Below are 25085 nucleotides of genomic sequence, written 5' to 3'. Positions count from 1 at the left end.
TGTTATAGCATGACTCGCCACAGGGAGCATTAATTATTTCTTAAATACCCAAGATCAAACCATAATTGGCTGGCAATTAAACCATGGACAGGCTTTTGTAAGCGTATCGCCTCAAGAAGAACGACTCGTTCATCAAAGTGATTGCCTGATAAAATATGTAAACTCCCATTAGTTAATTCAGCACTAATAAGATGTCTTGGTAAACGCCCCCAACCTAAACCAGCTAAAATAATTTCTTTTTTAGCCATCACATCACTGACTGTCCAATGTTTACAATGCTCAATAACACCAAAATTAAAATTTGCTTTGGATGAGTCTTTTAAAATGACTTGCATGCAATCCTTAACCGTATCTAAATCGCATAGTTGCTGTTTATATTGTTGTATAAACTGCGGTGTTGCGACAGCTGGCATTAATACGGTGGTTAACGGTATAACCTCCACGGGTTGCTTGGCAATTAAATTCTCACTAATGATTAAATCAGCTTGGCCCTGTAATAATCGCTCGCACGCTCCACCGATAGATTCAGATAAGAAATGAAAGTGGGTTTGCGGAAAACGCGTTATCCATTGGTGAAAGAGATCTTTTAATTTTGTTAATGGATAAAATACATCAATAGCAATCGTAATATCAGTCTCCATTTCTTCTTGCAACAATTCTGCAAACTCATTGATGTGTTGCCAGTGAGTAATTAAGGTTTTAGCCCGCTGATATAAACGCTCGCCCGCACTGGTTAAACGTGGACGATAATAGCTGCGATCAAATAAGATTAAATTTAGCTGCTCTTCTAATTTTTTAATCGTACTTGTAATAGCGGGCTGGGTTTTAAACATAGCTTGTGCGGCCGCATGAAATCCACCTTTTTCGATAACTGCTACAAAGACTCGCAGAGCGTCAAAATCAATCATGATTAATTATATTTATTAAATTAATAAAATAATAATATTATCAAGTTATCAAATATCAAGCTAGGATGAGAATAGTTCTCATTACACTTCTTTTATTCAATTAGTAGTGAGGCAAAGTTAGTTAAAAAAGTAGCACTTTAGCAATTTACAGCACTTTTTTGGCGAAAATTATCATCACCAGGGCTCTGGAAGAAGCCTATTTATAAATGGAGCTTACCTATGCATGAGATTGCAAAACATATCATCGCCTTATTATTAAACCATAAGCGGCAAGTAAAAATTTATGCGAAGGACTGCCAAGGAAATTATTGTGTGAATTGCCAAGAGCCTCATTTATTTAAAGTGATACAAGCGTTAAAGGTGCAACAGCCGCTTATCTTGATTTTGCCTGCTTTTCCAGCCAAATCGGCTAATAGACAGAAAACTATTTCAGCGAAGCCTGATTTGGGAGAAATCATGGGATTACGTAATCTTAATGAATTATGCAAAGAAATAGAGCAATTGCACCCGCTAGGTGTCAAGCTTATTATTTGTTCAGATGGGCGGGTGTTTAATGATTTAGTGTTGGTTGATGATGAGGATGTGGATATTTATCAACAAGGCATTCAAGCAATTATTACGCACAATCAACTCACGCATTTAAGTACATTCTCTTTAGATGATATTTATCCGCACCAAGATTATGAACGTATGCGGGAGCAGTTAATTAACCAATTTGGCGAATCTGTTTTATCGATAAAGAAACGTATCCAGCTAGATGAAATGCTATTGTATCAGTTTAACGGCATCCATCGGTTTATCACGGAGGATCAATTGTATTTACGTACCTCCATGTCAAAAAATCAAGTCCGCAAAGAAGCTAAACAAATTGCTTATGACGTTTTAAGGCGATCTAATGCATGGTCTAATTTACTAGCGATGAATTTTCCACAAGCAATTCGTTTATCTATTCACCCACAGCCCTGCGGTTCAGAAAAACTAGGAATTCAATTTCTACCTGCAGCTAATTGCTGGGCTACTCCCTGGCATAATGTATTACTTAAAAATAGACAGTGTTGGCAGCTCGTTAAAAGGATAGAAGCAGAGCGTTTAGGCGCAACGCTCAAACAAGATCATTATGTATTGGAGGATTACGCATGATAAACTCAGCAACAGAATTCTATTTTCAACCTTACCTAATTGAAAGTAAGAAGCAAACGCTATTTGATATTAATTTAAGCTCTCTTTTAGCACAAACTACGCAATATAAAATAGTGCTATTACGTGGCTTTCCAGCACTTACCCGCGATGAGCTACTAAATTACTGCGCGTCTCAAGCGAAGCTTTTGCATTGGGATTTTGGTCCCGTGATGGAAATGCGCCCTTCTCCAGATGCGAAAAATTATCTATTTACGCATGGCGATGTTCCTTTGCATTGGGATGGTGCATTTCATCAAGAACCACGTTTTTTATTCTTTCATTGCCTACAAGCACCTGCAGAAAATACAGGTGGTGAAACCTTGTTTGTTAATACTGAAAAAGTTTGGCAGCAAGCGACAACAGAACAACAACGACAATGGTTAGATTATGAACTGTCTTTCTCAACAGAGAAACTTGCTCATTATGGCGGACAGATTAAACGAAAATTAATTGCTAAGCACCCAGATACAGGCCAAACACTTATGCGTTTTGCAGAGCCTGTAGGTGAGGATTATTTAAATCCGGTGACAGTTAATATTGTCAACAAAAGCGATAGCGAGTCAAAAGCAATTATTAAAGAGATTAGTCGGTTAATGCATGATTCGCATGCCTGTTACCAACATCAATGGCAAACAGGCGACTACCTTATTGCCGATAATTTTTCTCTATTACATGGCCGCAATGCATTTAGCCAAATTACACCGCGTCACTTAAGAAGGATTCAAATTTTATGAAAGCCTATACGTTAATGGAATTAAAACAATCCACCACACCACAAGAATTTGCTCATCACTTATGTGAAATGGGGCCTTTGTTTTGGTGGGAGCCCGGCAAATTTTGGGTTATCACGCAATATGATTTAGCAAAACAAGTTTTGCTAAGCCAAGACTTCAGTTGTGATCGCAGTCCCTTTTTTATTTCTCGAATGCCAGAAATGGATTTATCTTTAATTCAAGATTTTTTTAAAGTAGTCAGTAAAATGATGGTCATGAGTGATGCACCTGAGCATACCTCAAGGCGTCGTATTTGTTATCATGGCTTTACGGTACAAAAATTAACTGAGCTTAAACCCCTTATCCAAAAAACATTGTCAGCTTGTTTAACTAAATTTACTCCAAATAAATCATTCGACTTTGTGAAAGAAGTTGCGCAAGTGATTCCCTCTACAACTCTCGCGGAACTCTTTGCCATTCCTGAACAAGAACGCTTAGATTTTTATAATTGGTCAAATAATATGACGCAATTTTTTGGTGGTTCAACCACTTATTTTAATGAAGATGGCATTAAAGTGAATAATAGTGCACAAAATTTGTATAATTATTTTGCTGATTTGATTCATCGCAAACGTGCTAATCCTAGCGATGATTTTTTAAGTATATTGCTACAACATCAAGCGCATTTTAATTTAAGTGACGATGAAATTATTTCACAAGCAATCATGATGCTCGTTGCAGGGCAGGTTACAACAACTGATCAAGTATGCAATAATCTTTATCTTTTATTATCTACACCAGGCCTTTGGCAAACGATAGCCAATCAACCTGAGCATTTAGACAGCTACATAGAAGAAGCAAATCGTCTTGACCCTGCAGTTACCTTTATCTTTCGAGTAACAAAAAATGATACTTATCTTGGGGAGCAGTTTATTAAAGCAGGAAGCGTTATTTTTATTTCTACACATGCTATTAATCGTGACCCAGCCTACTTTCCTAATCCAGATACAGTCTCTCTTGCATCTCGCTCAAATGCGCATGTTAGCTATGGTTATGGTGGTCACTTTTGTCTAGGCGCAAAACTGGCTCGTATAGAAATGAATTTAATTTTTAAAACATTATTGCAAAACTACCCAACTCTAAAATTAGATAAATGCCTACCTGCTATTAGAAAGCATCATAGTTTATCTTTTTCTGGGTTTGAGCAATTATGGCTCGCAACTTAAGAGCCTTGTGGAGTACCCCCTAACTCATTAAATTAGGGGGTATGCGGTAGTTAGAACATCTAAGTTTAGTATGTAGTTGCTAAGGTTACACCACTATAATTGGCGTAAGCTCTTACCATGACATAATACTTTCCTGCTTGAGGAGAGTTAAATGTACAGGTTTCTGCATTACCACTTTTATAAGGTCTGCACTGAAACTTAGTTGTAGTAGGCTTTTCACCAAACTGAACATACAGATCCGCGTCTCCCGTACCGCCTGAAATCTTTACGGTTAGGACGGACTTGCCAGCCGGAACATTAACATACCAGTGCTTCTCATCACCTTTTGTTCCAGATAAGTTCGCGACTGGTACGCCATTTTTTAATTCCGTCTCAGTGGGATTAGTGCCATCACAAGATGCATCAACACCAACGACATTAAATGCATCAACAATGTCTTGCGTATTATAGCCAAGATCTTGTCCTGCTTTCTTAACACCACACGCTGCATCGACGAAATTAGAATTGCGGTTCCAGTAAATTTGGTTTGCTAATACAAAAATTCTAAATGCCTTTTCTGTATTCCAAGTAGGCTTTTTAGCGATTGTATAGTAAGCCTTGTTAAATACACCAGAGCTGTAGTGTACGTTTAAGCCATCACGATAGTCCTTAGCATGGCCAATAGAGCGACCATCTTTGGTAGGATCATCAAAATAGCGTAGCGCTACTCCATTTTTCATGATAGTGCCGCCAACTAACCAATCATTACGCTGCCCTTCAGGCTTACTAGGATTGGTAAAGTATTCTGTTGCTTCTCCAGCCATATCAGAAAACGCTTCATTTATTCCACCAGGTTGGCCAGAATAAACTAGGTTAGAGTTCTGTTGAGTAAAACCATGGCTCACTTCATGAGCGACAACATCCATAGACACGAGTGGATAAAAACGAGTATAGCCATCACCAAAAGTCATTTGCTGGCCATCCCAGAATGCATTTTCATAATTATTGCCATAATGCACTCGTAACTTTAACTTCATCGTTAAAGGCGATTTATTAAACCACTGTTTATACATATCAAAAACAACATTACCAAAGTAATGCGCATCATTAATAGGTGAAAATGCGCCATTGGTAAGTTTATAAGTATTGATTGGCGGATTACCTGTACAGCTAAATTGATGAAGTACGCCACCCGATGTCAAATTTTTCATATCATAAGTGTCGACATTTGGGCTAGACATTTGGCAAGTATCAGAAACGATTAAAAAGCCATAATCTGTTCCATAATTATATTGACCTGTTTTTTGATTTCCACCTGGCCCAATTGCATTTTTGGAGGTAGTTAAACCTTCCCACTGATCAATAATTTCGCCTGAATTTGCATCAATTATAAAAAAAGGTCTGCTAGGCTTATCACCTTCAATCATGAATGACACTTCATAGATTAAACGCGCTTTTTGTTGATTGTCTTGCATGACATAGGTATTACTTTCTTGATTAACAATCGAAGCCTTAGCTTTAGGAGAAAGATTTTTGCTATTTACTGCAATAGTAAACGCTTGTTCTTTACTCAATGTAGGTACAACCGAAGCAAGATCTTCTTCTATATTAACTAAGTATTTACCAGTGATATGATTAAGTTCACCATTGTCTAACTTCGTGGCTGATAAAGACATACCCCAGACAGGCACTCCAAGATAATATTGAAGAAATTTATGCTTATTAACCCCATTTGGCAGGGTTACTTCAGTCATCAGCTTAAAATCATAGCTTTGACCTAAACCTACTACAGCATTAATATCATAGCCACTGACGTTTTCATCATCAGTAAAAACTTGATCGGATGCGTAAATAGGATCTGCTGTAGCTAACGCTAATAAACTTGAAAGAAAAATGGGAGCTATACGATTGTATGGCGGTAATTTCATTAGATCTCTCCTTGACTAATTTAAATACTGCTATTGATTAAATACTGCGAAAAACTTAAGTGCCTGATTTTTAAAGGAAAATGCAGGCAAAAACATTTTAATTGCTTAATGGAGATTTGTCAATAAATAATTTAGCTGCCTAGAGACCCGATAGAAGGTAGGCGCTAATACGTCTTTTTCTTAAATCGCTAGTTAATTTGCTATAATTCATTTTGTGTCTATTCTTAATAAGATGGCTAATAATTAGGTTAACTATTATTTAGGGAGAGATAACAATGGCGCACTTACACCAAGAACAAGAACAAAAACGAGATCACTTCAATCAGCAACCTCTAGACGATTTACATCAGGAACATCATCACAATCACCATCATCACAACCACTTCAATCAGTCAGGTGATTTTCATAACAGCCAAAAACCTTGGTTTAAACGAGCTAAGCAAAGGTTTATAGAATTATTTCATGACAGCCGCGACAAAGTTGCTGATACGCAAAGTGCTATTAAAAATTATTCTAATACTGCGGTACAAAAAATAGTAGATAGACCCCTACCTTATTTAATTGCGGCGAGTGCAGTAGGATTTTTGCTATCTTCTTTATTTCGCCGTAAGTAAAAATTAGCGAATCTAAAGACTTAAAAATCATAGTACATACTCATAAGATGAAGTAACCTACTTCATCTTATGTATTTTTTTGCAAACCGGAGGGATGTATGACAGAAGAAAAACAACCACCACAACATCAAGACAAACAACCAGGTATTGAAGCAGAAATGACACCAAAACCTGAGTACCTCTCATCTAATTACAAAGGCAGTGATAAATTAAAAGATAAAGTTGCCTTAATTACCGGCGGTGACAGTGGCATTGGTAGAGCAGTTGCTTGCGCCTTTGCTTTGGAAGGAGCAAAAGTTGTTGTTCATTATCTTAATGAAGATAAGGATGCTAAAGAAACAAAAAAAATTATTGAAGAGCTAGGTGGCCAATGTCATTTAATTGCAGGCAATTTACAAACCTATAAAGTCTGTGAAGACGTTGTTAATGAGACAATAAGCCATTATAAAAAACTCGATATTTTAGTAAATAATTGTGCTGAGCAACACCCACAAAAATCATTTGAAGATATTAGCTGTGAGCAATTAGAACAAACATTTAAAACTAACTTTTTTTCTTATTTTTATATGGTAAAAGCTGCCCTTCCTTATTTAAAAAAAGGAAGCTGTATTATTAATACAACTTCAGTTACAGCCTATAAAGGCAGTGATCATTTAATAGATTACTCTTCTACTAAGGGTGCTATTATCGCCTTTACTCGTTCACTTTCTCAAAATTTAGTGAAAAAAGAAATTCGGGTTAATGCGGTTGCGCCAGGCCCAATTTGGACACCGTTAATTCCTGCTACGTTTTCAGAAAAAGAAGTCGCTGAATTTGGTGGCCAAGTTCCTATGCAGCGGGCAGGTCAGCCCTCTGAAATGGCACCAGCCTATGTTTACCTCGCGTCGCAAGATTCATCTTACATGACAGGACAGGTATTGCATCCGAATGGCGGTGTTATTGTAAATGGGTAGAATATTTTAAATTTACTGTATCCATATACAGCTACTTACCGCAATAATCAGATATGGCCATCGCCTGGATACCGCGGTCAAGCCACGGTATTTCGATAGTATGGAAAGAAGCCAAAGAGAGGAGCGAATTACCGCGGCTTGACCGCGGTATCCAGCGGTGTGGCACCTTTATTACAAATAATCCACCTATTGCCTTGATTTTTAAAATAAAATTTAAAATGACCTGCTTAATAGGTATTTCCTGTTGCCCACTGTATTTTTGCTAAATTTTTATCTAAATTAGCCTAAATCAACACTAAAGTCTGTAAGGTAAGCTATATTAATTTATAACAAGGATAAAAATTATTATACTAATTAAGGAAATATCATGAGGAACAGCCTGCTATTATTTTTAGCAGTTTCAGCAAATTGTTTTTCCATGCCTTCCTTAGATTATTTACAGCAAACGATAAATTCTAGTTATCCTAATGTCCTAGTTAAAGTATCTTCGTTTTTAAGTCCGCCTTTTCTAGATAAGCTCAATAAAGAAACAACGTTAAATGCAATTAAAGAGATGCTGCACAAAGAAAACCCTGCTTTAAGCGATGCTGTTATTAATAAGGTATTAACGACGCTTACGTGTGCAACAGAATACAACGTAGATCATAATAATATTTTAACTATCATTGATTATTCCTTACCATCAAGTGAAAAAAGGCTTTGGATTTTTGATTTAAAAGAAAAAAAGTTACTTTTTAATACGTATGTTTCGCATGGCATTAATTCAGGCACCTTATTATCTAATTATTTTTCTAATAAATATAATAGTAAGGCAAGTAGTATTGGGGTCTATGAAACAGAAAAAGCCTATTATGGCCGAGAAGGTTTATCATTGCAGTTAAATGGCTTGGATAAGCATTTTAATGATAATGCGGCTAATCGGGCAATTGTAATGCATCCGGGCTGGTATGTTGAAGAAGAGTTTATAAAAAAATACGGTAGAGCTGGACGCAGCTGGGGCTGCCCTGCGCTTCCGAAACACTTAAGTGAATCAATTATCAATACAATCAAAGATAAGTCTTTATTAGTTATTTATTACCCAAGTGATAGCTGGTTTGCAACATCAAAATTTTTAAATTGTAATCATCTGCCGACAACGACCAACAACGCCAAGCTGATGAGTGAATTCAAACCCGATGAAGATAGTATCCCGCAAGAAGAAATTATTTTTGCTGATTTAAATAAAAATAATAGACGTGAGGAAAATGAACCCATTTTAGCCATTAGTGCCGATAATTATGAACGGCTATTTCAAACGAAAGCACCTTTAGCACGCATGCTTCGTCGTCAAATTAATCATACTGAGTATGTGGCTCTTAATGAAACTGAGTTTAAATCATTACTTACAACCAATAGTGTTCTTTTTAATACTAATAAAGAGGATTTAAATGCTGTTTATTTTGTTATTCCAGAAGTCAAAATGCGCCGCGGTTATTATGCAACAGAAATGAAAATTATTGTCTTAGGCAAAACAAAAGATGTACGATTGGATAGCTCAGCGTTAAGGAGTAATGAAGATGCAAAAAGCTATCATATCTATTTTGATGCTAATTCATTTATTAGCCTTAAATCTAGCAAACAATTTATCCGTTGGTTAGGGCTTTAGGTTTCACATCACATTGCTCATTCATTTCTAAATAACCGGGTATTGACGCTAAGTTATTGCTTGGGAAAATCACTCGAAAACCTGGCTCTAAAATTTGCCCGCGCGGATTTGCTGAAATTTCAGACGCCTGAATTTCAAGTCGGCGTTGTGCTAGTAACGCATACATTTTTTCGACATGACTTAGCTTAGTTAATTTTTCCTGGCACTGTTGTAAAAATTGTTCTGCTTTTTGCTGATAAAAATCCTTAGTATGAGTAGGATCAGTCAAGTTAGCTAATAAGTCTTTAGCAGCTAAGCTTGGGGATTGCTTAAGGTTATATATAAAAGTGTCAAGCCAGTGAGGAGAAGATTGCAACGGAAGATAACTTAACAGTTCACAACGCTTACTAGAGAAAACTGGATTGGCCATATCAACTGCTAATACATCAGCAACAAATTTATCGCTAATCACTCCCCTTTTTATTAAAGAGTCAATTACCATTTGATCAGATAAAGCCTTTACTGGCGCAAGCCAAGCGTGATCAGCATCCAATAAGCTTGTTTCTGGAAAGCGACTTTCAGCATAAACTAATACAGCTTGATAATCAGTACGAGAAATAGTAATAACGCGCTTATGCGGCAGTAATCTTGAGTCAATAAAAAAATCACTGGGTATTGAAATGTTTGCTTGATATTCATCATTAGCTGACTCATCTGCAACAAAATTTACTTCTACAGGGCAAAATAAAGGCCTTAATTGTTCTTGTAGAGATGAGCTTTGATAAGCTTGATGTTGATTTAGTTTTTTAAGGCCATGCTGAACCGCGCTAGCTAATTCTTCAGCCGAAACTAAGTCAGTTAAAATCAAACTTAAACTTTCATCAGGTTTTCTACCCCCAAAATCTAAAGGCCGCTTAGTTGTCCACCAATCATTATGAGGTGAAAAAAGCTCTTTCATAATCGGCCCACCTTGACCATGGCATCCTGAACAACGCAATCGATCGCCAAAGGTTGGATGAAGCTGTCGATGCAACATGCTATTGTCGGCAAAAATATCTAAAGAGTCGCCGCGATAAAACCACTGTCCCTTCTCACCATCGCCACGCAATTCATAAAAATTAAAAACGTTCTTTTTATAATCCCAGGCAAATGCTTCAATCATAAGCGCATTTTTTTCAGGATATTGATTAGCAATTAAACGATTTTGCTCATCAACATCTGTAAAATGCCCAAAGAAAAATTCCCCAGGCTCAATGGTAGGAAAACCTTTTGCTTGCCCTGTAACCCATTCAAATAGGCTAAAACTACCCTGGCTAGGATTATGAAAGCCACGATTAGCAACCAACGACGTTTTTAAAAGTAAATGATGATTTTTTAATAGGGCCCTAAACGCAAAAACATCGGTCGGGCAAACTGGACTTTGAGAAACAATTAACCGCAACGCATCATTAGTAGCTGGCGCTTCTGCCTTGTTAGAATCCAAAAAAGAACAACTAGCCCAATTTAACGAGACGAATCCTAAAAGTGATAGAAAGATTACTGAGCGTAAGAACATCCTTTTCCTAAAAAATTGCTGTATTGTAAAGAGAGATAAATTATCTTTTCTGGATACCGCGGTCAAGCCACGGTAATTCGGAGTATACAGCTTGATTCTTACAAAATAACTGCAATACCGTGGCTTGATCATAATACCATCCTCGTGGCCACATCCTTGGATACCGCGGTCACGCCGCGGTAGTTCGGTGGATGTAGTTTGACCATGGTATCCATCCTCGTGATCTTGGATGCCGCTGTCACGCTGCGGTAATTTGTTTTTTCTTTGATCTCTTTCACTTCACCGAAATACCGTGGCTTGACCACGGTATCCATATCCACGTGCCGCACTTGGATACCATGGCCGTCAGGCTAAGCAAATAGTTCTCTTAGCACCATAGAAAATAATATGTTTAGAGTACTTAAGCTCTCGCAGCAGAGGTAAGTTTGGACACTTTTTGGAACGAAGTTGTGCATGGGTGCACAACATCGAGCCGCATGGATAGTTTCAGCGCGTCCAAAAAGGGACCACATTTACTTCTGCCTGCCTCAATCTTGGCTCTTGGGCGCTTAGCCTGACGGCTATGCACTTGGGTACCGCGGTCACGGTTAAGCCGCAGTCATTCGTCTTTTTCTTTGACCTCAATATTTAGTCGCCACCACATACAGTCAACAGCATAACTGAAAGCCTCCTTCACTACCTATGGGCTGCTAAAACTTACATGACACGGCAGAAACCTTGCTCTTCTTCAATATTTTCTTTTGAATGTTCAATGCTTTTTACTGAAGTAAACAACGTTCTAGACGTACCATGAATTGTGGTTGCTGTTTTCCACCAGGAAGAAATAGGATAAAAAGGATTATCGGCATGCATTTCCGGGCGATATTGCCCTTGATTTATTAAATGGCGTCGCAAGTTAAAGTTTTCAAAAATCAATTTCGCACATTCTTGCAGCGATGTTTCATTCATACCAAATGTGTCATTCCCAACTTCCAGTATAATTTTTAAAATTAATTCCATAGGGAAAAAGTTAACTGCAGAAAAGACCGAAAGCTCATTAGAATCTGCCCGATAATAGATATTAGCAAGTTCGATGCAGGCATTTATAAAGAGAGCTTGAGATTGTCTAATTTTTTTACGTCGATTAATTTCTGTTGCTTCTTTTAATAAAGGTATCGATTCACCCGGCGTTGAAAAATAACATAAATTGAGATTTCTTCTTACAGAATCTAATATCATTTGTTGTGTTTTCGGCGCAAGCGTTAGATTACCTGTGAATTCAAACCCGTGCAGATAGCATTGCTCAGGATTGGATAATAAATCATTTAATGCAACTACATGCCTATCACCTAAATTGCAAAAGTTCATACTTAAAAACATGAGTGTTGTGTTATTTTTAATAATCGTTTTAATAGAAGCCATATCTGTTACTTCAAAGTGGTTATTGTCCAAGTTTAACTCTTTAATGCAACAATTTGCTTTACGCAAGCCGATAGCTAAGCAGGCTAAGGCTTGTGGATTAAATCCTGTTGAACGAAGGAGAAGTTCCTTTAGATTTTTTAACAAGGGTAGTTCATTTACTAAACACTGCATCCCTTCATGATTAAGATTATTGTAGCTTAAATCTAATACCTCAATGCCATCACAATGCGTAGCTAAGGAAGGCAATAAATACTTCATCGCTTCTCCTGTAACCCCACATTGGTTAAGGGTTAATGTTTTTAAAGAATGTTGATTTAATAACGATGAAAGTTGCTGAATACCTTGATCACCTAAGTGGATGTCTTGCATAGAAAGCGATTGAAGCGTTTTAGCTTCCATTAATCCATCAATCAAAACTGGAGGTACGAGAGTTACTGAACCTCCTTTTCCTTGTAGGTAAATTGATTCTAGACTTTTATTACTCATTAAAAGTGAGCCTAAATAATTCATCGAGTCAATATCATCACAATAAAAATAAAAATTGAGGTTTTTGATTCTGCTGTTTCCAGCTAAGCATTCTAGGAAGCCAATTACCTCTGGCCCGTTTAAGGAGGAAGATTTAAGATTAATCGTAACTGTTTCTAAACTAGGAATATTTTTTAAAGCCTTGCCAATTGCTACAGCACCAACTGCTGTCCATGCAAGCTGGGCAGAGTTTCCACGATCTATAACCGCAAACTCTTTTAATGAATTATTCCTTTCTAAGGCCTTTGCCAGTAATAATAAATCATTATCGTAGTAATGATAGATAAACCTTCCTGTATTATGGGGATCTGGTTCTGGGTTTACAGTGATACTAGTTAACGCTAATTTGGTAAAATTATTGTCATTTGCTAAACGCTCCATAACCCGAGGAAGTGACCGGGGCTCACTTTTAGAATGCATTAATATTCCACAAATAGTTAAATTTGAGATCAATAATAAACTACAATGACTAAAAAAAACAAGTTTTTTGGTTAATTTAATTACTTAATGATTAAATTAAATACATTAAATAAATAATCTCTTGCAATGAATTAACAAGCCCAATCGTTCATGCTAGTTCTATAGTGAATTTACTTAAGTTTTTGATTCAACAACGATTCGCTAAGTCTTAGCCCATGGCCGTCAGGCTAAGCAAATAGTTCTCTTAGCACCATAGAAAATACTATGTTTAGAGTATTTACGGTCTCGCAGCAGAGGTAAGTTTGGGCATTTTTTGGAACGTGGTTGTGCATGGATGCCCAACATCGAGCCGCATAGATGGTTTCGGCGCGTCCAAAAAGGGGCCAAATTTACCTCTGCCTGCCTCAATCTTGACTCTTGGACGCTTAGCCTGACGGCCATGGGGGTCTTAGCCCAGCCTACTTATTTTCTAGGTACAGGTCTAGATAGTGAAGCATTTAAGGGGTTCAAGCGATCATTAATTAAAATAGCGCACTCCAATTGCATCCCTTACTTCGTTTAAGGTTTCTTTAGCAACTTCTCTGGCAGCGAGGGTACCGGTAATTAAGATATCTTCTAGCTCTTTGCGCTTAAATGACGCCCTTTTTTCGCGAATAGGTTCAAGCATTGACTCTAAGGTATTGGTTAATAGCTTTTTAATGACTGAATCACCTAGCCCACCACGCGTATAATGTGCTTTCAATGCTTCGACTTCTTCTTTGTCGGTATGAAAAGCATCTAAGTAAGCAAAAACAACATTTCCTTCGACTTGCCCTGGATCGCTAACACGTAAATGATTAGGATCGGTAAACATCATATACACTTTTCGCTTTACCTCTTCCGCACTGTCAGCAAGAAAAATAGCATTACCAAGTGATTTACTCGCTTTAGATTGGCCATCAATTCCCACCAACCGTGGCGTAGTACTTAAAATAGCCCTAGCTTCTTTAAGGCAATCAGTATTGTAAATACGATTAAATTTTCTAACAATTTCATTAGTTTGTTCAATCATAGGTATTTGATCATCTCCTACTGGAACTGCTTCCGCTTTAAACGCGGTAATATCAGCAGCTTGGCTAACAGGGTAGCAAAAAAATCCAGCTGGAATTGATAAATCATAATTTTTTTGCTGGATTTCAGCCTTTACGGTAGGATTTCTTTCTAATCGTCCCAGGGTGACTAAATTAAGATAATAAATAGTCAGTTCAGCAAGTTCAGGGATTTGAGATTGAATAAAAATAGTACTTTTTGCAGGATCAATACCAACAGCCAGGTAATCTAAGGCAACTTCATACACATTTTCAATGATTTTATTAGGCGTCTCAAAATTATCAGTTAGTGCTTGAATATCAGCAATCATTACAAATTGCTTATAATCATCTTGTAATTTAACCCGATTAGCTAAAGAGCCAATGTAGTGACCTAAATGTAATTTTCCAGTTGGACGATCGCCTGTTAAAATGATTTTTTTCATGAAAACCTTAGTAATTAAAACAACAGCTGCAATAAAAATATCGCAGGATCATAAGATGGATAAGCTGTTAAGACAATCTTTACCTATCACTTAATTTAATTTTAGGCTATATAAGGCTATCATAAAGTTAAATTAACAGGCTTAAGTAATCTAATTTAAAGCTTATTAAAAAATATTAAACGGTAGCGTTTTTAACACATCTGCTACCAATATGGCCTCATCGGTACTGATAATCTTTTCACCAGTTAATAATGAATGAAATTCACGCTTATAAAGTTTGGGTAAAATAATCTTATCTTCCTGACTGAAAGCTGCATTGGACCAATGCTCAAATGGTGCAAGCAAGTCCGTTACAAAGCGCAAGGCCACAACTATCACATAAGAATTATCAAATTCTCTGGCAAAGGCAATGACATGCTTTGCTAACCCTCCTTGTGTACTTAAAGGGATGTATTTGCCATGCAGGAATACTTCTTTAAACGAGTTTCTGATTTCTAAGAGCTTACATGTGGTATTGAATTTAATGCGGCCATCTTCCCAATTCTTTAATAGCTGTGCTAAAGAGTCATGGCTTTCTAAAGCTTTAATGGATTGATAGTCAATTGGATGCCTATTATCTGGATCAACTAAACTAAAACACCAGCTTTCACAACCTTGATAAAAATCAGGTACGCCAGGCGCTGTGGTTTTTAAAACGATTTGTGCTAATGAATTGTACATACCAAAGAAGGCTACTTTTTTTTGAAAGGCAGTAAAGCTTTCTAAAAAGGTTTGACTGGCAATGAGTGTGTCAAAAAACTGCATCGTTGCCTTTTCGTAAGCCTCATTAGGTGCAAACCAAGTAGTATGGGATTTACGCTCTCGCAACGCCTTCGTGAGAAAATTATGAATACGTTGCTGTAAATCGCTGTTAGCATCATGAATAGGCCAAATACCTAGTAGTGTTTGATAAATCATAAACTCATCAATCACATCAGGCGCCATCTCTTGATTTAGTAATGTTTTCTTAGAATGATTTTCCTTAATCCAGCGCGTTGATAACGATACCCACTCATCTTTTAATTCACTTAAGACATTTAATCTGGCCCGTACATCTTCACTGCGTTTTGTATCATGTGTTGATGTCGCATTTAAGCTATAGGGCCATTTTTGCTGCTTTAATTCATTATACTCATGGAAATCATCAAGGTGACCTGCACGCGTGTAATACTCAGGCGCACTGCCTACTTCATTTAAAGATAAAAACGCATTGAAGTTATAACAGGTGGTGTCTTCAAATCCTTTAGCCATTAACGGGCCGGTTAATACTTGCCAATTACTTAACCATCTAGCCCAAAGCTGTTTTTGTTGTTCACTTAAGTCAGGAGGAAATTGCAATAAAATGACTTGTTTAATACGCTCAAGTAAATCGCGTCGCTTGGTGTTAATTTTATCAGCAATCTTATTAATTAAGTCTTTTTCATCGTCAGAAAACTGTTCTTGATTACCGTAGATTCTATAGATAGGCATAAAAGCTGACATTTGTAATAGAATAATTCCTACTTCATCATCGTATTCGTCTATAAATTCTTTGAGTTGATTGACTAAGTTTGTGAATTCAGCACTGAATAACTTTTCAATAACTAAGATAATACTGTCTTGACGAATTTGCTCAACTGATTTTTGCGCATGCGTTACTTCTTGATAATGAGAAATAATTTTTTTTAACCCAGCAGGTTCTACAAACACTTGGTTTAAACGATTCAAAAAATCATAGCCTGTTGTACCATCAATGGGCCACTCATCTGGAAGCGTTTCAGCAAAACCTAGTATTTTTTCAACAATGATATAAAAGTCTGAGCGCGTATGTGCTTTTAAATTTTTTAAGTACTTCGCAGGGCTTCGCAAGCCATCAATGTGATCGATCCTTAGCCCTTGAATTAAATTCTCTTTAACTAAAGAAAATAATAATTGATGCGTTTTTTTAAAGACTTCGTCGTCTTCTACTCGCATACACACTAATTCATTAATATCAAAAAAACGCCGATAACTTAATTTTTCATCCGTAGAACCTGCCCAATTAATATCAAAAAGAAAGGCATGCTCTGATTTTTCTCTATTTTTAACCACGTCTTGCCAATAGGGGTTGTGCTCGGTAGAAGCCATGTGATTAGGTACAATATCGACACAGAGATTTAAGCTATTTTCTTGTAATTTTAAACAAAACCGTTTAAAGCCATCATAGCCACCTAAATCTGGATTAATTTTTTCATAATTTGTCGCATCATAACCATGACTACTCCCTGGCTGCGCTTGCATAATAGGTGAGGTATAAACATCTGAGATGCCAAGTTTTTTTAAATAACCAAGAATTTCTTCAATTTTGGCAAAAGGCAACTCTTTATTAAGCTGCACTCGATAGGTAGATAGTGGAATATGCATATTAGACCTCCAAATCAAGTTGACTAGCCAACTCGGTTAGTAATTGATTTTGGTGGTTTTGCTCATTATCTTTTAATAATTTATAAACCTCATTTTGCATATGCCATAACGTAATATTCACAGGAATTGATTTAACAAAACTCACTAATTTAATCAGATAGTCTAAGAACTCTTTATCATTGATATAACGCTCAATAAGCATGGCATTATCATGTAACATATGATTTGCATGAAACTCAATGGTTTCGTTATCCAAGCGCACATGTAATTGCTTAGCCTTATCAAATATAGATTGCAAATCCTCAATACTTGGGTTTGGGCCTAAAAAGAGGTGAATAATATCGGTATTAATTAATGAATTTAAGGCGCCCTTAATTGTTCTAGGTAAATCAATATTTAAATCAGAAATAAAATTAATCATCGGCGCATTGTCATCAAAAAAGCGGCGATAATTCAATTCTAAATCACCTAATGAGGAAGATAATATTTCTTCTGTAATTCTTAATTTAGTATCATAAAATAAGTCACGCAATGAAATGGTATTTTCACCAAAGTAATTTTCAAATAATTTAATGACCTGAAAAATATCGCCTGTACTAAAGGTATCATGTAGTGTATCAGCTATTCCTTCTAATGATTTATCGGGATGTTTAATAGCACAAATAAGATTATGATCACCTTGGTAAAATAGCCAATACCAAGCACGTAATGATTCTGAGGTTATGTTAGAAGTAACTAATAGCTCACCACTAATTAATTGTGATTTACCTTCAACCGTTTTACGGGTATTAATTAACTCACATTGATAACAAAACATTTCTACTTTATCTTCATACGTTGTAAACGGTAAGCTAGCAGCTAAGTGAGCGGATACATTAAATAAATCAATACAAAGGGGCTTAACAAACATATTATATAACTGCGCCCCATCTTTGAAATGAGGGAAATTAGAGGGTGCTAAAGCTAGTTTTTCCAAAAATTCATCTTCTAGGCTATGATCCATTAACTCTTTATATAGCTGTAAAACTCGCGCTGCATATTTCATAACCTGCACCGTTTCAATGCCAGATAGCTCATCAAAGAACCAACCACAGCTGGTGTACATCAACATAGCACTTCGTTGCAGCTCCATCCATTTTAAGACAGTTTCTTTTTCATGCTGTTTAAGTTTCTTTTGCGCATGCTTTTCTAAAAATGAATCTTGCTTGGTCCTATCATGGATAACTTCAATGTAATCATTTCTAGCTGCCCAGGGATCATTAACTAAAGCACCTACTTTTTCCTCAAATACAGGAATTAAAGCATCGCGTAACCAATCAAGCGCTGATCGTAGCGGGCCGCGCCATTCTTGGTGCCAGCCTTGCCCATTATTACACCCACAATTACTCTTCCAACGTTCTACACCATGGGCGCAACTCCAAGAGGAATGTTCCCAAATTTCTACTTCAAATTCAGGCGGTTGGATTTCAAGAAAGTAACCATAGTTAACAATTTCAACGTCACTGTTTTGTTCAATATGGTGAATTGCGTAAGCCAAACCCATATCGCCATGCGGATGATGATGACCATAGGTTTCACCATCTGTTGCGATATGCATTAACGTATTGGTAGTCCATTCTTGTGGGAACGCGCCTAATAAGCGATTAGCAAAATCTTCACCATGAGTTAATAATTTTTCAAATGCCACAGCTTTAGATACACCACCATCATAGAAAAAAAGTGTTATTGTTCGACCTGAAGGTAGGCGTTGCAAATAGGGTGTGCCGATAGTAAAGTCTCCATCTTCATGCCATTCTTCACTGCCAATACGCCTAACATGCTTTAATTGATTAGGCGCTAAAATCGTAAACTTAATACCTAAGTCACTCATCATATCAAGGGTTTCGAGATCAACGGCTGTTTCAGATAACCATAAGCCCTCAGGAGCGCGGCCAAAATAGTATTCAAAATCTTTAATACCCCAATAAAGCTGGGTATATTTATCAGCTGAATTCGCAAGTGGCATAATGATGTGGTTATAAGATTGCGCAAGCGCATTACCGTGACCATTTAACCTTTCTTGGCTCTTACTATCTGCTTCACGCAATAACTGCAGCAGTAATGGATTTTTTTCACTGATCCAGGCAAGCAATGTTGGGCCAAAGTTAAAGCTAATTTTTTCATAATTATTAGAAATAGCAGTAATTTTGCCTTCAGGATTTAAAATTCTTGAGGCAGCATTGGGCGCGTAACATTCCTCTGTAATTCGCTCATTCCAATCGTGATAAGGTGCTGCCGATTCTTGATTTTCCACTGCCTCAAGCCAAGGATTTTCGCGAGGTGGTTGATAAAAATGTCCATGTATACAAAGATATTTATTAGTCACTTTCGGTTATCCTTTCAAAAAGTAAAACGCCAAAAGGTTGTAAATGGGCATGAACCTGCTCATTTTCTTGTTTCACTGGCTCATAATCATAGGAATCTAATAACAATGTTAAATCCTGAGTATTAAGATATTCCTTGTAATCAAGCATTTCAGGCGAGAAATTCGCAACCAGTAATAGCTCATGTTGTCGGTTAGTACGCTTAATTAGCCATAACTTGTCATTATTGAATAAGTCAAAAGACAAGTTATTTTTATTCAATTCACAAAGTGCTGGATGACTACGCCGTATTTGCATAAGGCTTTGGTAATAACGCCACATTAATTGATGTTCATTTTCCTTTTTAAGCGCGTGATTTAGCTTACTGGATTGGTAAGTGCGCTCATCATAAGGATCAGGAACAACAACATCTTCTCGAAACGAAAATTCGTCACGTCGCCCCCGGCGCACTGCCTCTATTAATTGCTCATCAGTATGGCTAATAAAATATTGAAATGGCGCAACTTCACCATATTCTTCACCCATAAAAATAAGTGGGATGTAGGGTGCGAAAAATAGTAAAGCTGCGCCAAACCGTAATTGAGCAGGCGAAAGTAGCTGTGTTAATCGATCACCTGTAGGGCGATTACCAATGTGATCATGGTTTTGCATAAATACAACAAAACGCTCAGCAGGAATGAGCTGCGCGCTAACACCATGAGGCTGCTTACGGAAGGGAGAATACTCACCAGTATAAACATAGCCTTCTTTATAAGCCTTTAAAAAGTGCTTTATATCACCATAATCTTGATAATAAGTATCTTGCTCTTTAGTTAGTAGCGTATGCAAGGCATGATGAAAATCATCATTCCATTGTGCATGTAAACCAAAGCCATAGTCGTCTTTAGTTCGAATAAGCCTTGGATCATTAGCACTGCTCTCAGCAATTAAATAAAATTGCTGCCCTAAGGCTTCTGATAGTTCGCTTACTCTATCAGCAAGTTCTTCTAAAAAAGGATAAGCAGAAGTATCAACAATAGCATGCAATGCATCTAGGCGCAGCGCATCAATACCATATTCGGAAAACCAATGCAGCGCATTTTCAATGAAATAACGACGCACATGATGACTATAGTAATCATCAAAGTTTAATGTTTTTCCCCAAGGCGTAAGGTATTTATCAGTGAGATAAGGACCAAATTCGGTAAAGAAATTACCCTCAGGGCCCAGATGGTTATAAACGACATCTAAAATGACTGCCAACTCAAGCTCATGACAAGCGTCTACTAACTGTTTTAAAGCTTGCGGGCCACCATACGTATTTTGTACAGCAAACGGCAATACACCATCATAGCCCCAATTTCTACCACCTGGAAATTGTGCTATAGGCATAAGCTCAATGGCTGTTATACCTAGTGCTTTAAGCTCTGGTAAGTAAGGAATAATGCCCGCAAAAGTGCCCTCTGCTGAAAAAGTGCCAACATGAAGCTCATAAATAATATAATCTGCTAAGGCAATGACTTTCCAAGGCTCAAACTTCCTTTTACTAATAATTTCTGTAGGCCCCAAAATGCCTTCAGGTTGATAATCTGACGCTAAATCTGGTAATAATTTGTTTGCAAAATAATAGTAATAGCGTGTGCCTTCCTTGATATTAGGCACAGTAAGCTCATAGTAATCATCGCTCCCTTTATGCATATTTAAGCAGGCCATTTCTTCTGGCATGACGCCTAGCTTAATTTGCATCTGTTCAGCAAAAGGTGCCCAAACGCGAAAGGTACAAGAGCCGTCTGGGTTTAAATTTGCACCTAATGTCCTAGTTATTTTTCTATCCATTTATAAAAACCCACACTTAAGCCCGGTAAAGTTAGATTAACGGAGTAATGACGATAATGAAACGGATGTTTTTCAGTAGTTAAGTTTGTATCGTGATTACCTGCGCCGCCATATTGTGTTGCATCGCTTGAAGCAATAAGCTGCCATTGGCCCGGCTTTGGTACACCCACGCGGTAAAAAAACCGAGTCACGGGCGTACAATTTAATATTATTAATATTAGCTCATGGCTAGCTGATTTGCGTAAAAAACTATAAACGCTGTTACAGGCGTCTTCACAATCAACCCATTCAAAGCCTGCGGATTCATTATCAAAATCATGTAAAGCGCTTTCTTGTCTGTAAAGCTTATTTAATGTAGCGACCCACTCTTGTAACCCACGATGCAAGGGCCACTTAAGCACATGCCAGTCTAGACTAGTTTCATGATTCCATTCGCCCTTCTGGCCAAATTCATTACCCATAAATAATAATTTTTTACCCGGTAAGCCAAACATATAGCCATACAGTAGCCGCAAATTAGCAAACTGCTGCCATTCATCACCTGCCATTTTTGCCAATAAAGAACCTTTGCCATGCACAGCTTCATCATGTGATAAAGAAAGCGTAAAATTCTCATTAAAGGCATAAATCATTCGAAATGACAATCGATGCTGATGATAACGACGATGAATAGGATCAAGGTGTAAGTAGAATAAGGTATCATGCATCCACCCCATGTCCCATTTAAACCCAAAACCTAGGCCGCCTATGTAAGTTGGCTTAGACACACCTGGCCAGGCAGTAGATTCTTCAGCAAACGTTTGCACATCAGGAAAATAATGATAGATTGCTTTGTTCAAGGACTGTAAGAAATCAATGGCTTCAAGGTTCTCATTGCCACCATGACTATTGGGAATCCATTCTCCTTCAGAGCGCGAATAATTTAAATACAACATCGAAGCAACAGCATCAACTCGTAAGCCATCAATGTGGTAGTAATCTAACCAATACAACGCACTACTAATTAAAAAAGATTTAACTTCATGACGGCTATAATTAAAAATAGCGCTTTTCCAATCGGGATGAAATCCTTTTCGCGGATCGCTATGTTCGAATAGATGTGTGCCATCGAAATAAGCTAATCCATGCTCATCATTGGGGAAATGAGAAGGCACCCAATCAAGAATGACCCCAATATTGTGCTGATGCAAATAATCAATTAAATATTTAAAATCATCTGGATTACCGAAACGTGCTGTGGGTGCAAAATAACCTAGTGTCTGATATCCCCAAGAGCCATAGAAGGGATGTTCCATGACGGGTAAGAACTCAACATGAGTAAAGTTCATGTTTAAAACATACTCAGTTAATAACGGCGCCAGTTCACGGTAACTTAGAAAACGGCAACCTTCTTCTGGCACCCGTCGCCAGGAGCCTAAGTGAACTTCATAAATTGAAATTGGTGAATTTAACTGTTGATGCTGACGACGTTTGGCCATCCACTTTGTATCCTGCCATTGGTATGCTGAGCGCCATACTTTAGAAGCAGTATTCGGTGGCACCTCTTGTAAAAAGGCAAAGGGATCTGCTTTCTCGACACTATGGTGATGATGCCTGGACTCAATATAAAATTTATACAAATCACCTGGTTTTGCTGTTGGAATAAATGCCTCCCAGATTCCAGAAGAATCAACAGTAGTCATAGGATGTTCTTTTCTATTCCAACAATTAAAATCACCTATCACAGAAACATAACTAGCATTTGGTGCCCAAACAGCAAAATAAATACCCTCGACACCTTTCCTAGTTATATCATGTGCGCCTAGATGCTTATAGAGTTGATAATGAGTGCCCTCGTTAAAGAGATAAAGATCTTCGTTGTTAATAAGTGATATGTGACTAGGCTGCTTAACTACATTAGGCTTTTCAGGCCTAAGCTTTCTAACTACTTGTAACAAGTGATTAACAACAGACATTGTTTTAATTTGCTCAATCGAATAAGCAAATTTCCGGCGCCAATTTGGTTCATCTACTCCACTGGCTGGGGTATTTTGGGGTTTTGTTTCTTGCCATAAATCTTCAATATTTAAAATTAAAATTTTAGCTTTACTGCCTGCTAAAAATTTTAAATTAGATTCTAATAAATTATCTTCATCTAAATGATGCTTTGCTAATGTTTTTCTTAATAATTGAATCTGCTTTTTTCGCTTTTGAATGGCATCATGAAAAACGTTGGTAGCTAATTTTTTTTCTTGCTTACTCTTTTCAATATCTAAACCTTGACAAAAGGCAAAAAAAGTTGGCATATCATGGGTATTTAAACTGGTAAGCATTAATTCAGCAGCAGGCGCAAGCGGCAGTTTTGATTCTAATAAATATTGGGTAATATTCATTTGCACCATGTCATGCGCTGCCATCATTTTATTGGTAATCGGTGGAACACATCCTAAATTTTCACCAATAATAGCTGCTTTATGGCGATTGGATTCGAGGGATAAAATGGCATACATTTCTTCCGCAGGGTATTGTACGTAGACTCCTTCTGAGATGGGAAAATTATCAGGAATCCAAAAGAGACGATTTAAACCCATCACATGATCAATACGCAAAATATCTACATATTGAAAAATATGGCGTAACATTAAAATAAAATAATCAAAATGTGTATTTTTAAGAGTTGTAGGGCTTAAAGGTGGTGAGCCCCAATTTTGACCCTCTTTAAAAACCGGATCAGGTGGTGCGCCAATACTCATGCCCTCTAAAAACTTATCCTGAAAATGCCACGTATCAAAACCATCTTTATGGACACCAACCGGTAAATCTAAATAGAGAAGCTGGCCGCGTTTATTTAACTCTTTTCTAAACGCTTTTAACTGCTTATCAAATTGCCATTGCGCGAGCAAATGATAGTTATAATAATTCTCTAAATTTTTATCTAATTTAAGATTACCTTTCTTTTCACTATCAGCCCAATTAGGCCAAGTTTGTTTATCAACTTCATTTTTAGCTCTAAAAAGCGCATATTTTTTTACTAAAGGATGCGTATCAATATAAGTTTTTAACTCGCTTTGTAATTCTTCATCAGATAAAAAATGATCAATATGATTTTCAAAGCGCTCTCTTTTTGCTCTCGCAGCTGCAGGGTAATCTACTAAGCCACTTACGTTTATTTGTTCATGGGCAAGCTTATCTTCCTTATCATCTAAGTGATTTAAATCAAGATATAAATCATTCCAAAATAAACGACTAACTGGTGAATAAGGACTTGGTTCACAATGACTTTCAGAAAAACCAGCAAAAAAAGGCATTGTCGCTACAATTTTTGCACCTTGTTCAGCAAGCCAAGATGAAAAATGACTAAACGTTGCTAAATCACCGCATTGCGTCACTTGCTCATCATGCAAAGCATAAATGGGTGCAAATATGCCATAGCAAGGATCTTTATCAATATTAGCTGTGTAAAATTTCGTTGGCGCGACAATTAATAGGCTTGTGTAAGCATGGTTTAATAATTTAATTTGTAACTGATGATAACCTATTGGCAATTTAGGCAAGGATATTAATTTCTCAATATAATCTATGCCATGAGCTTGTTTGCGTTTCGCTCTGATTTTGCTTAGAGTAATTTCCCCATCGATGATTGAACCATCTTCAAGCTTAATAGAGTAAATTACCGCTTCCTTACTTTCTTGCTCTGTAAGCAGAACAGGTATTTTTCTAGCCTGGCCATCCCATATAACAATATTTTTTTCAATCTTAGCACTGATTTTATTTTCTAATGATTTTTTTAAAAAATCAGGCGCTTGTTCAACCTTTTTTATAGGAATACCTAAACGATTTAACAGGCATAAAATAACCGGCTCAGTTGCTACTACTTTCTCTTTCCAAGCACTTTCATAAGAAATTAAAATACCCGCATCTTGTGCTAATTCTAATAATGCTTGCTGTGTCTTATCTTGGCTCAATTGT

Annotated in this window: 15 protein-coding genes; 6 read left to right on the top strand and 9 right to left on the bottom strand. The window is 37.1% G+C overall.

The window, feature by feature from the left end; all coding sequences use genetic code 11:
* Nucleotides 1-29: 29 nt before the first annotated feature.
* The gene (locus DYE47_RS01970; RefSeq protein WP_242604242.1) at nucleotides 30-908 is read right to left on the bottom strand and encodes a LysR family transcriptional regulator; all 879 of its coding nucleotides are present in this window, start codon (nucleotides 906-908) and stop codon (nucleotides 30-32) included.
* 219 nt (nucleotides 909-1127) lie between these two features.
* On the opposite strand from DYE47_RS01970, the gene DYE47_RS01965 reads away from it, so the two are divergent.
* Genes DYE47_RS01965 through DYE47_RS01955 form a run of 3 tightly spaced genes read left to right on the top strand, consistent with a single transcriptional unit; the run spans nucleotide 1128 to nucleotide 4026 of the window.
* Nucleotides 1128-2048, top strand: coding sequence for an isocyanide synthase family protein (locus tag DYE47_RS01965; RefSeq protein ID WP_115301657.1), 921 nt, complete (start codon nucleotides 1128-1130; stop codon nucleotides 2046-2048).
* Entirely contained in the window at nucleotides 2045-2821 is a 777-nt protein-coding gene (locus DYE47_RS01960; RefSeq protein ID WP_242604243.1) for a TauD/TfdA family dioxygenase, read from the top strand. Before DYE47_RS01965 ends, DYE47_RS01960 begins: the two co-directional genes overlap by 4 nt.
* Nucleotides 2818-4026, top strand: coding sequence for a cytochrome P450 (locus DYE47_RS01955; protein ID WP_115301656.1), 1209 nt, complete (start codon nucleotides 2818-2820; stop codon nucleotides 4024-4026). Before DYE47_RS01960 ends, DYE47_RS01955 begins: the two co-directional genes overlap by 4 nt.
* A gap of 65 nt (nucleotides 4027-4091) precedes the next feature.
* Here the strand turns inward: DYE47_RS01955 and DYE47_RS01950 are convergent, their stop codons facing one another.
* Nucleotides 4092-5933: a M4 family metallopeptidase gene (locus tag DYE47_RS01950; RefSeq protein WP_115301655.1), complete on the bottom strand. Its 1842-nt coding sequence runs from the start codon at nucleotides 5931-5933 to the stop codon at nucleotides 4092-4094.
* Nucleotides 5934-6208: 275 nt separating this feature from the next.
* On the opposite strand from DYE47_RS01950, the gene DYE47_RS01945 reads away from it, so the two are divergent.
* From DYE47_RS01945 to DYE47_RS01935, 3 genes are all read left to right on the top strand, one after another.
* Complete coding sequence (locus DYE47_RS01945) at nucleotides 6209-6547, top strand: hypothetical protein (protein ID WP_115301654.1); 339 nt, start codon at nucleotides 6209-6211, stop codon at nucleotides 6545-6547.
* Between the two features lie 98 nt (nucleotides 6548-6645).
* Entirely contained in the window at nucleotides 6646-7500 is an 855-nt protein-coding gene (locus DYE47_RS01940) for an SDR family oxidoreductase (RefSeq protein ID WP_115301653.1), read from the top strand.
* A gap of 367 nt (nucleotides 7501-7867) precedes the next feature.
* The gene (locus DYE47_RS01935; protein WP_115301652.1) at nucleotides 7868-9145 is read left to right on the top strand and encodes a murein L,D-transpeptidase catalytic domain family protein; all 1278 of its coding nucleotides are present in this window, start codon (nucleotides 7868-7870) and stop codon (nucleotides 9143-9145) included.
* Here the strand turns inward: DYE47_RS01935 and DYE47_RS01930 are convergent.
* From DYE47_RS01930 to glgB, 7 genes are all read right to left on the bottom strand, one after another.
* Nucleotides 9123-10607, bottom strand: a complete 1485-nt coding sequence (locus DYE47_RS01930; protein WP_165482063.1) for a hypothetical protein — start codon at nucleotides 10605-10607, stop codon at nucleotides 9123-9125. The genes DYE47_RS01935 and DYE47_RS01930 overlap by 23 nt on opposite strands.
* A gap of 768 nt (nucleotides 10608-11375) precedes the next feature.
* Nucleotides 11376-13025, bottom strand: coding sequence for a leucine-rich repeat domain-containing protein (locus DYE47_RS01925; RefSeq protein ID WP_115301650.1), 1650 nt, complete (start codon nucleotides 13023-13025; stop codon nucleotides 11376-11378).
* Between the two features lie 517 nt (nucleotides 13026-13542).
* A complete protein-coding gene (trpS, locus tag DYE47_RS01920) occupies nucleotides 13543-14538 on the bottom strand; it encodes a tryptophan--tRNA ligase (protein WP_115301649.1) in 996 nt (331 codons plus the stop codon).
* 165 nt (nucleotides 14539-14703) lie between these two features.
* The gene (gene treY / locus DYE47_RS01915) at nucleotides 14704-16959 is read right to left on the bottom strand and encodes a malto-oligosyltrehalose synthase (RefSeq protein ID WP_115301648.1); all 2256 of its coding nucleotides are present in this window, start codon (nucleotides 16957-16959) and stop codon (nucleotides 14704-14706) included.
* 1 nt (nucleotide 16960) lies between these two features.
* Nucleotides 16961-19324, bottom strand: a complete 2364-nt coding sequence (locus DYE47_RS01910) for a DUF3536 domain-containing protein (protein WP_115301647.1) — start codon at nucleotides 19322-19324, stop codon at nucleotides 16961-16963.
* Complete coding sequence (gene treZ / locus DYE47_RS01905) at nucleotides 19317-21137, bottom strand: malto-oligosyltrehalose trehalohydrolase (protein ID WP_115301646.1); 1821 nt, start codon at nucleotides 21135-21137, stop codon at nucleotides 19317-19319. Before treZ ends, DYE47_RS01910 begins: the two co-directional genes overlap by 8 nt.
* On the bottom strand, nucleotides 21122-25081 hold the full coding sequence (gene glgB, locus DYE47_RS01900) for a 1,4-alpha-glucan branching protein GlgB (protein ID WP_115301645.1): 3960 nt from the start codon (nucleotides 25079-25081) through the stop codon (nucleotides 21122-21124). Before glgB ends, treZ begins: the two co-directional genes overlap by 16 nt.
* Nucleotides 25082-25085 lie beyond the last annotated feature (4 nt).

It is taken from the genome of Legionella beliardensis, from assembly GCF_900452395.1.
Taxonomy (GTDB): Bacteria; Pseudomonadota; Gammaproteobacteria; order Legionellales; family Legionellaceae; genus Legionella_C; species Legionella_C beliardensis.
Note: the sequence above shows the minus strand (reverse complement) of the source record. Positions and strands in the feature narration are given on the sequence as shown.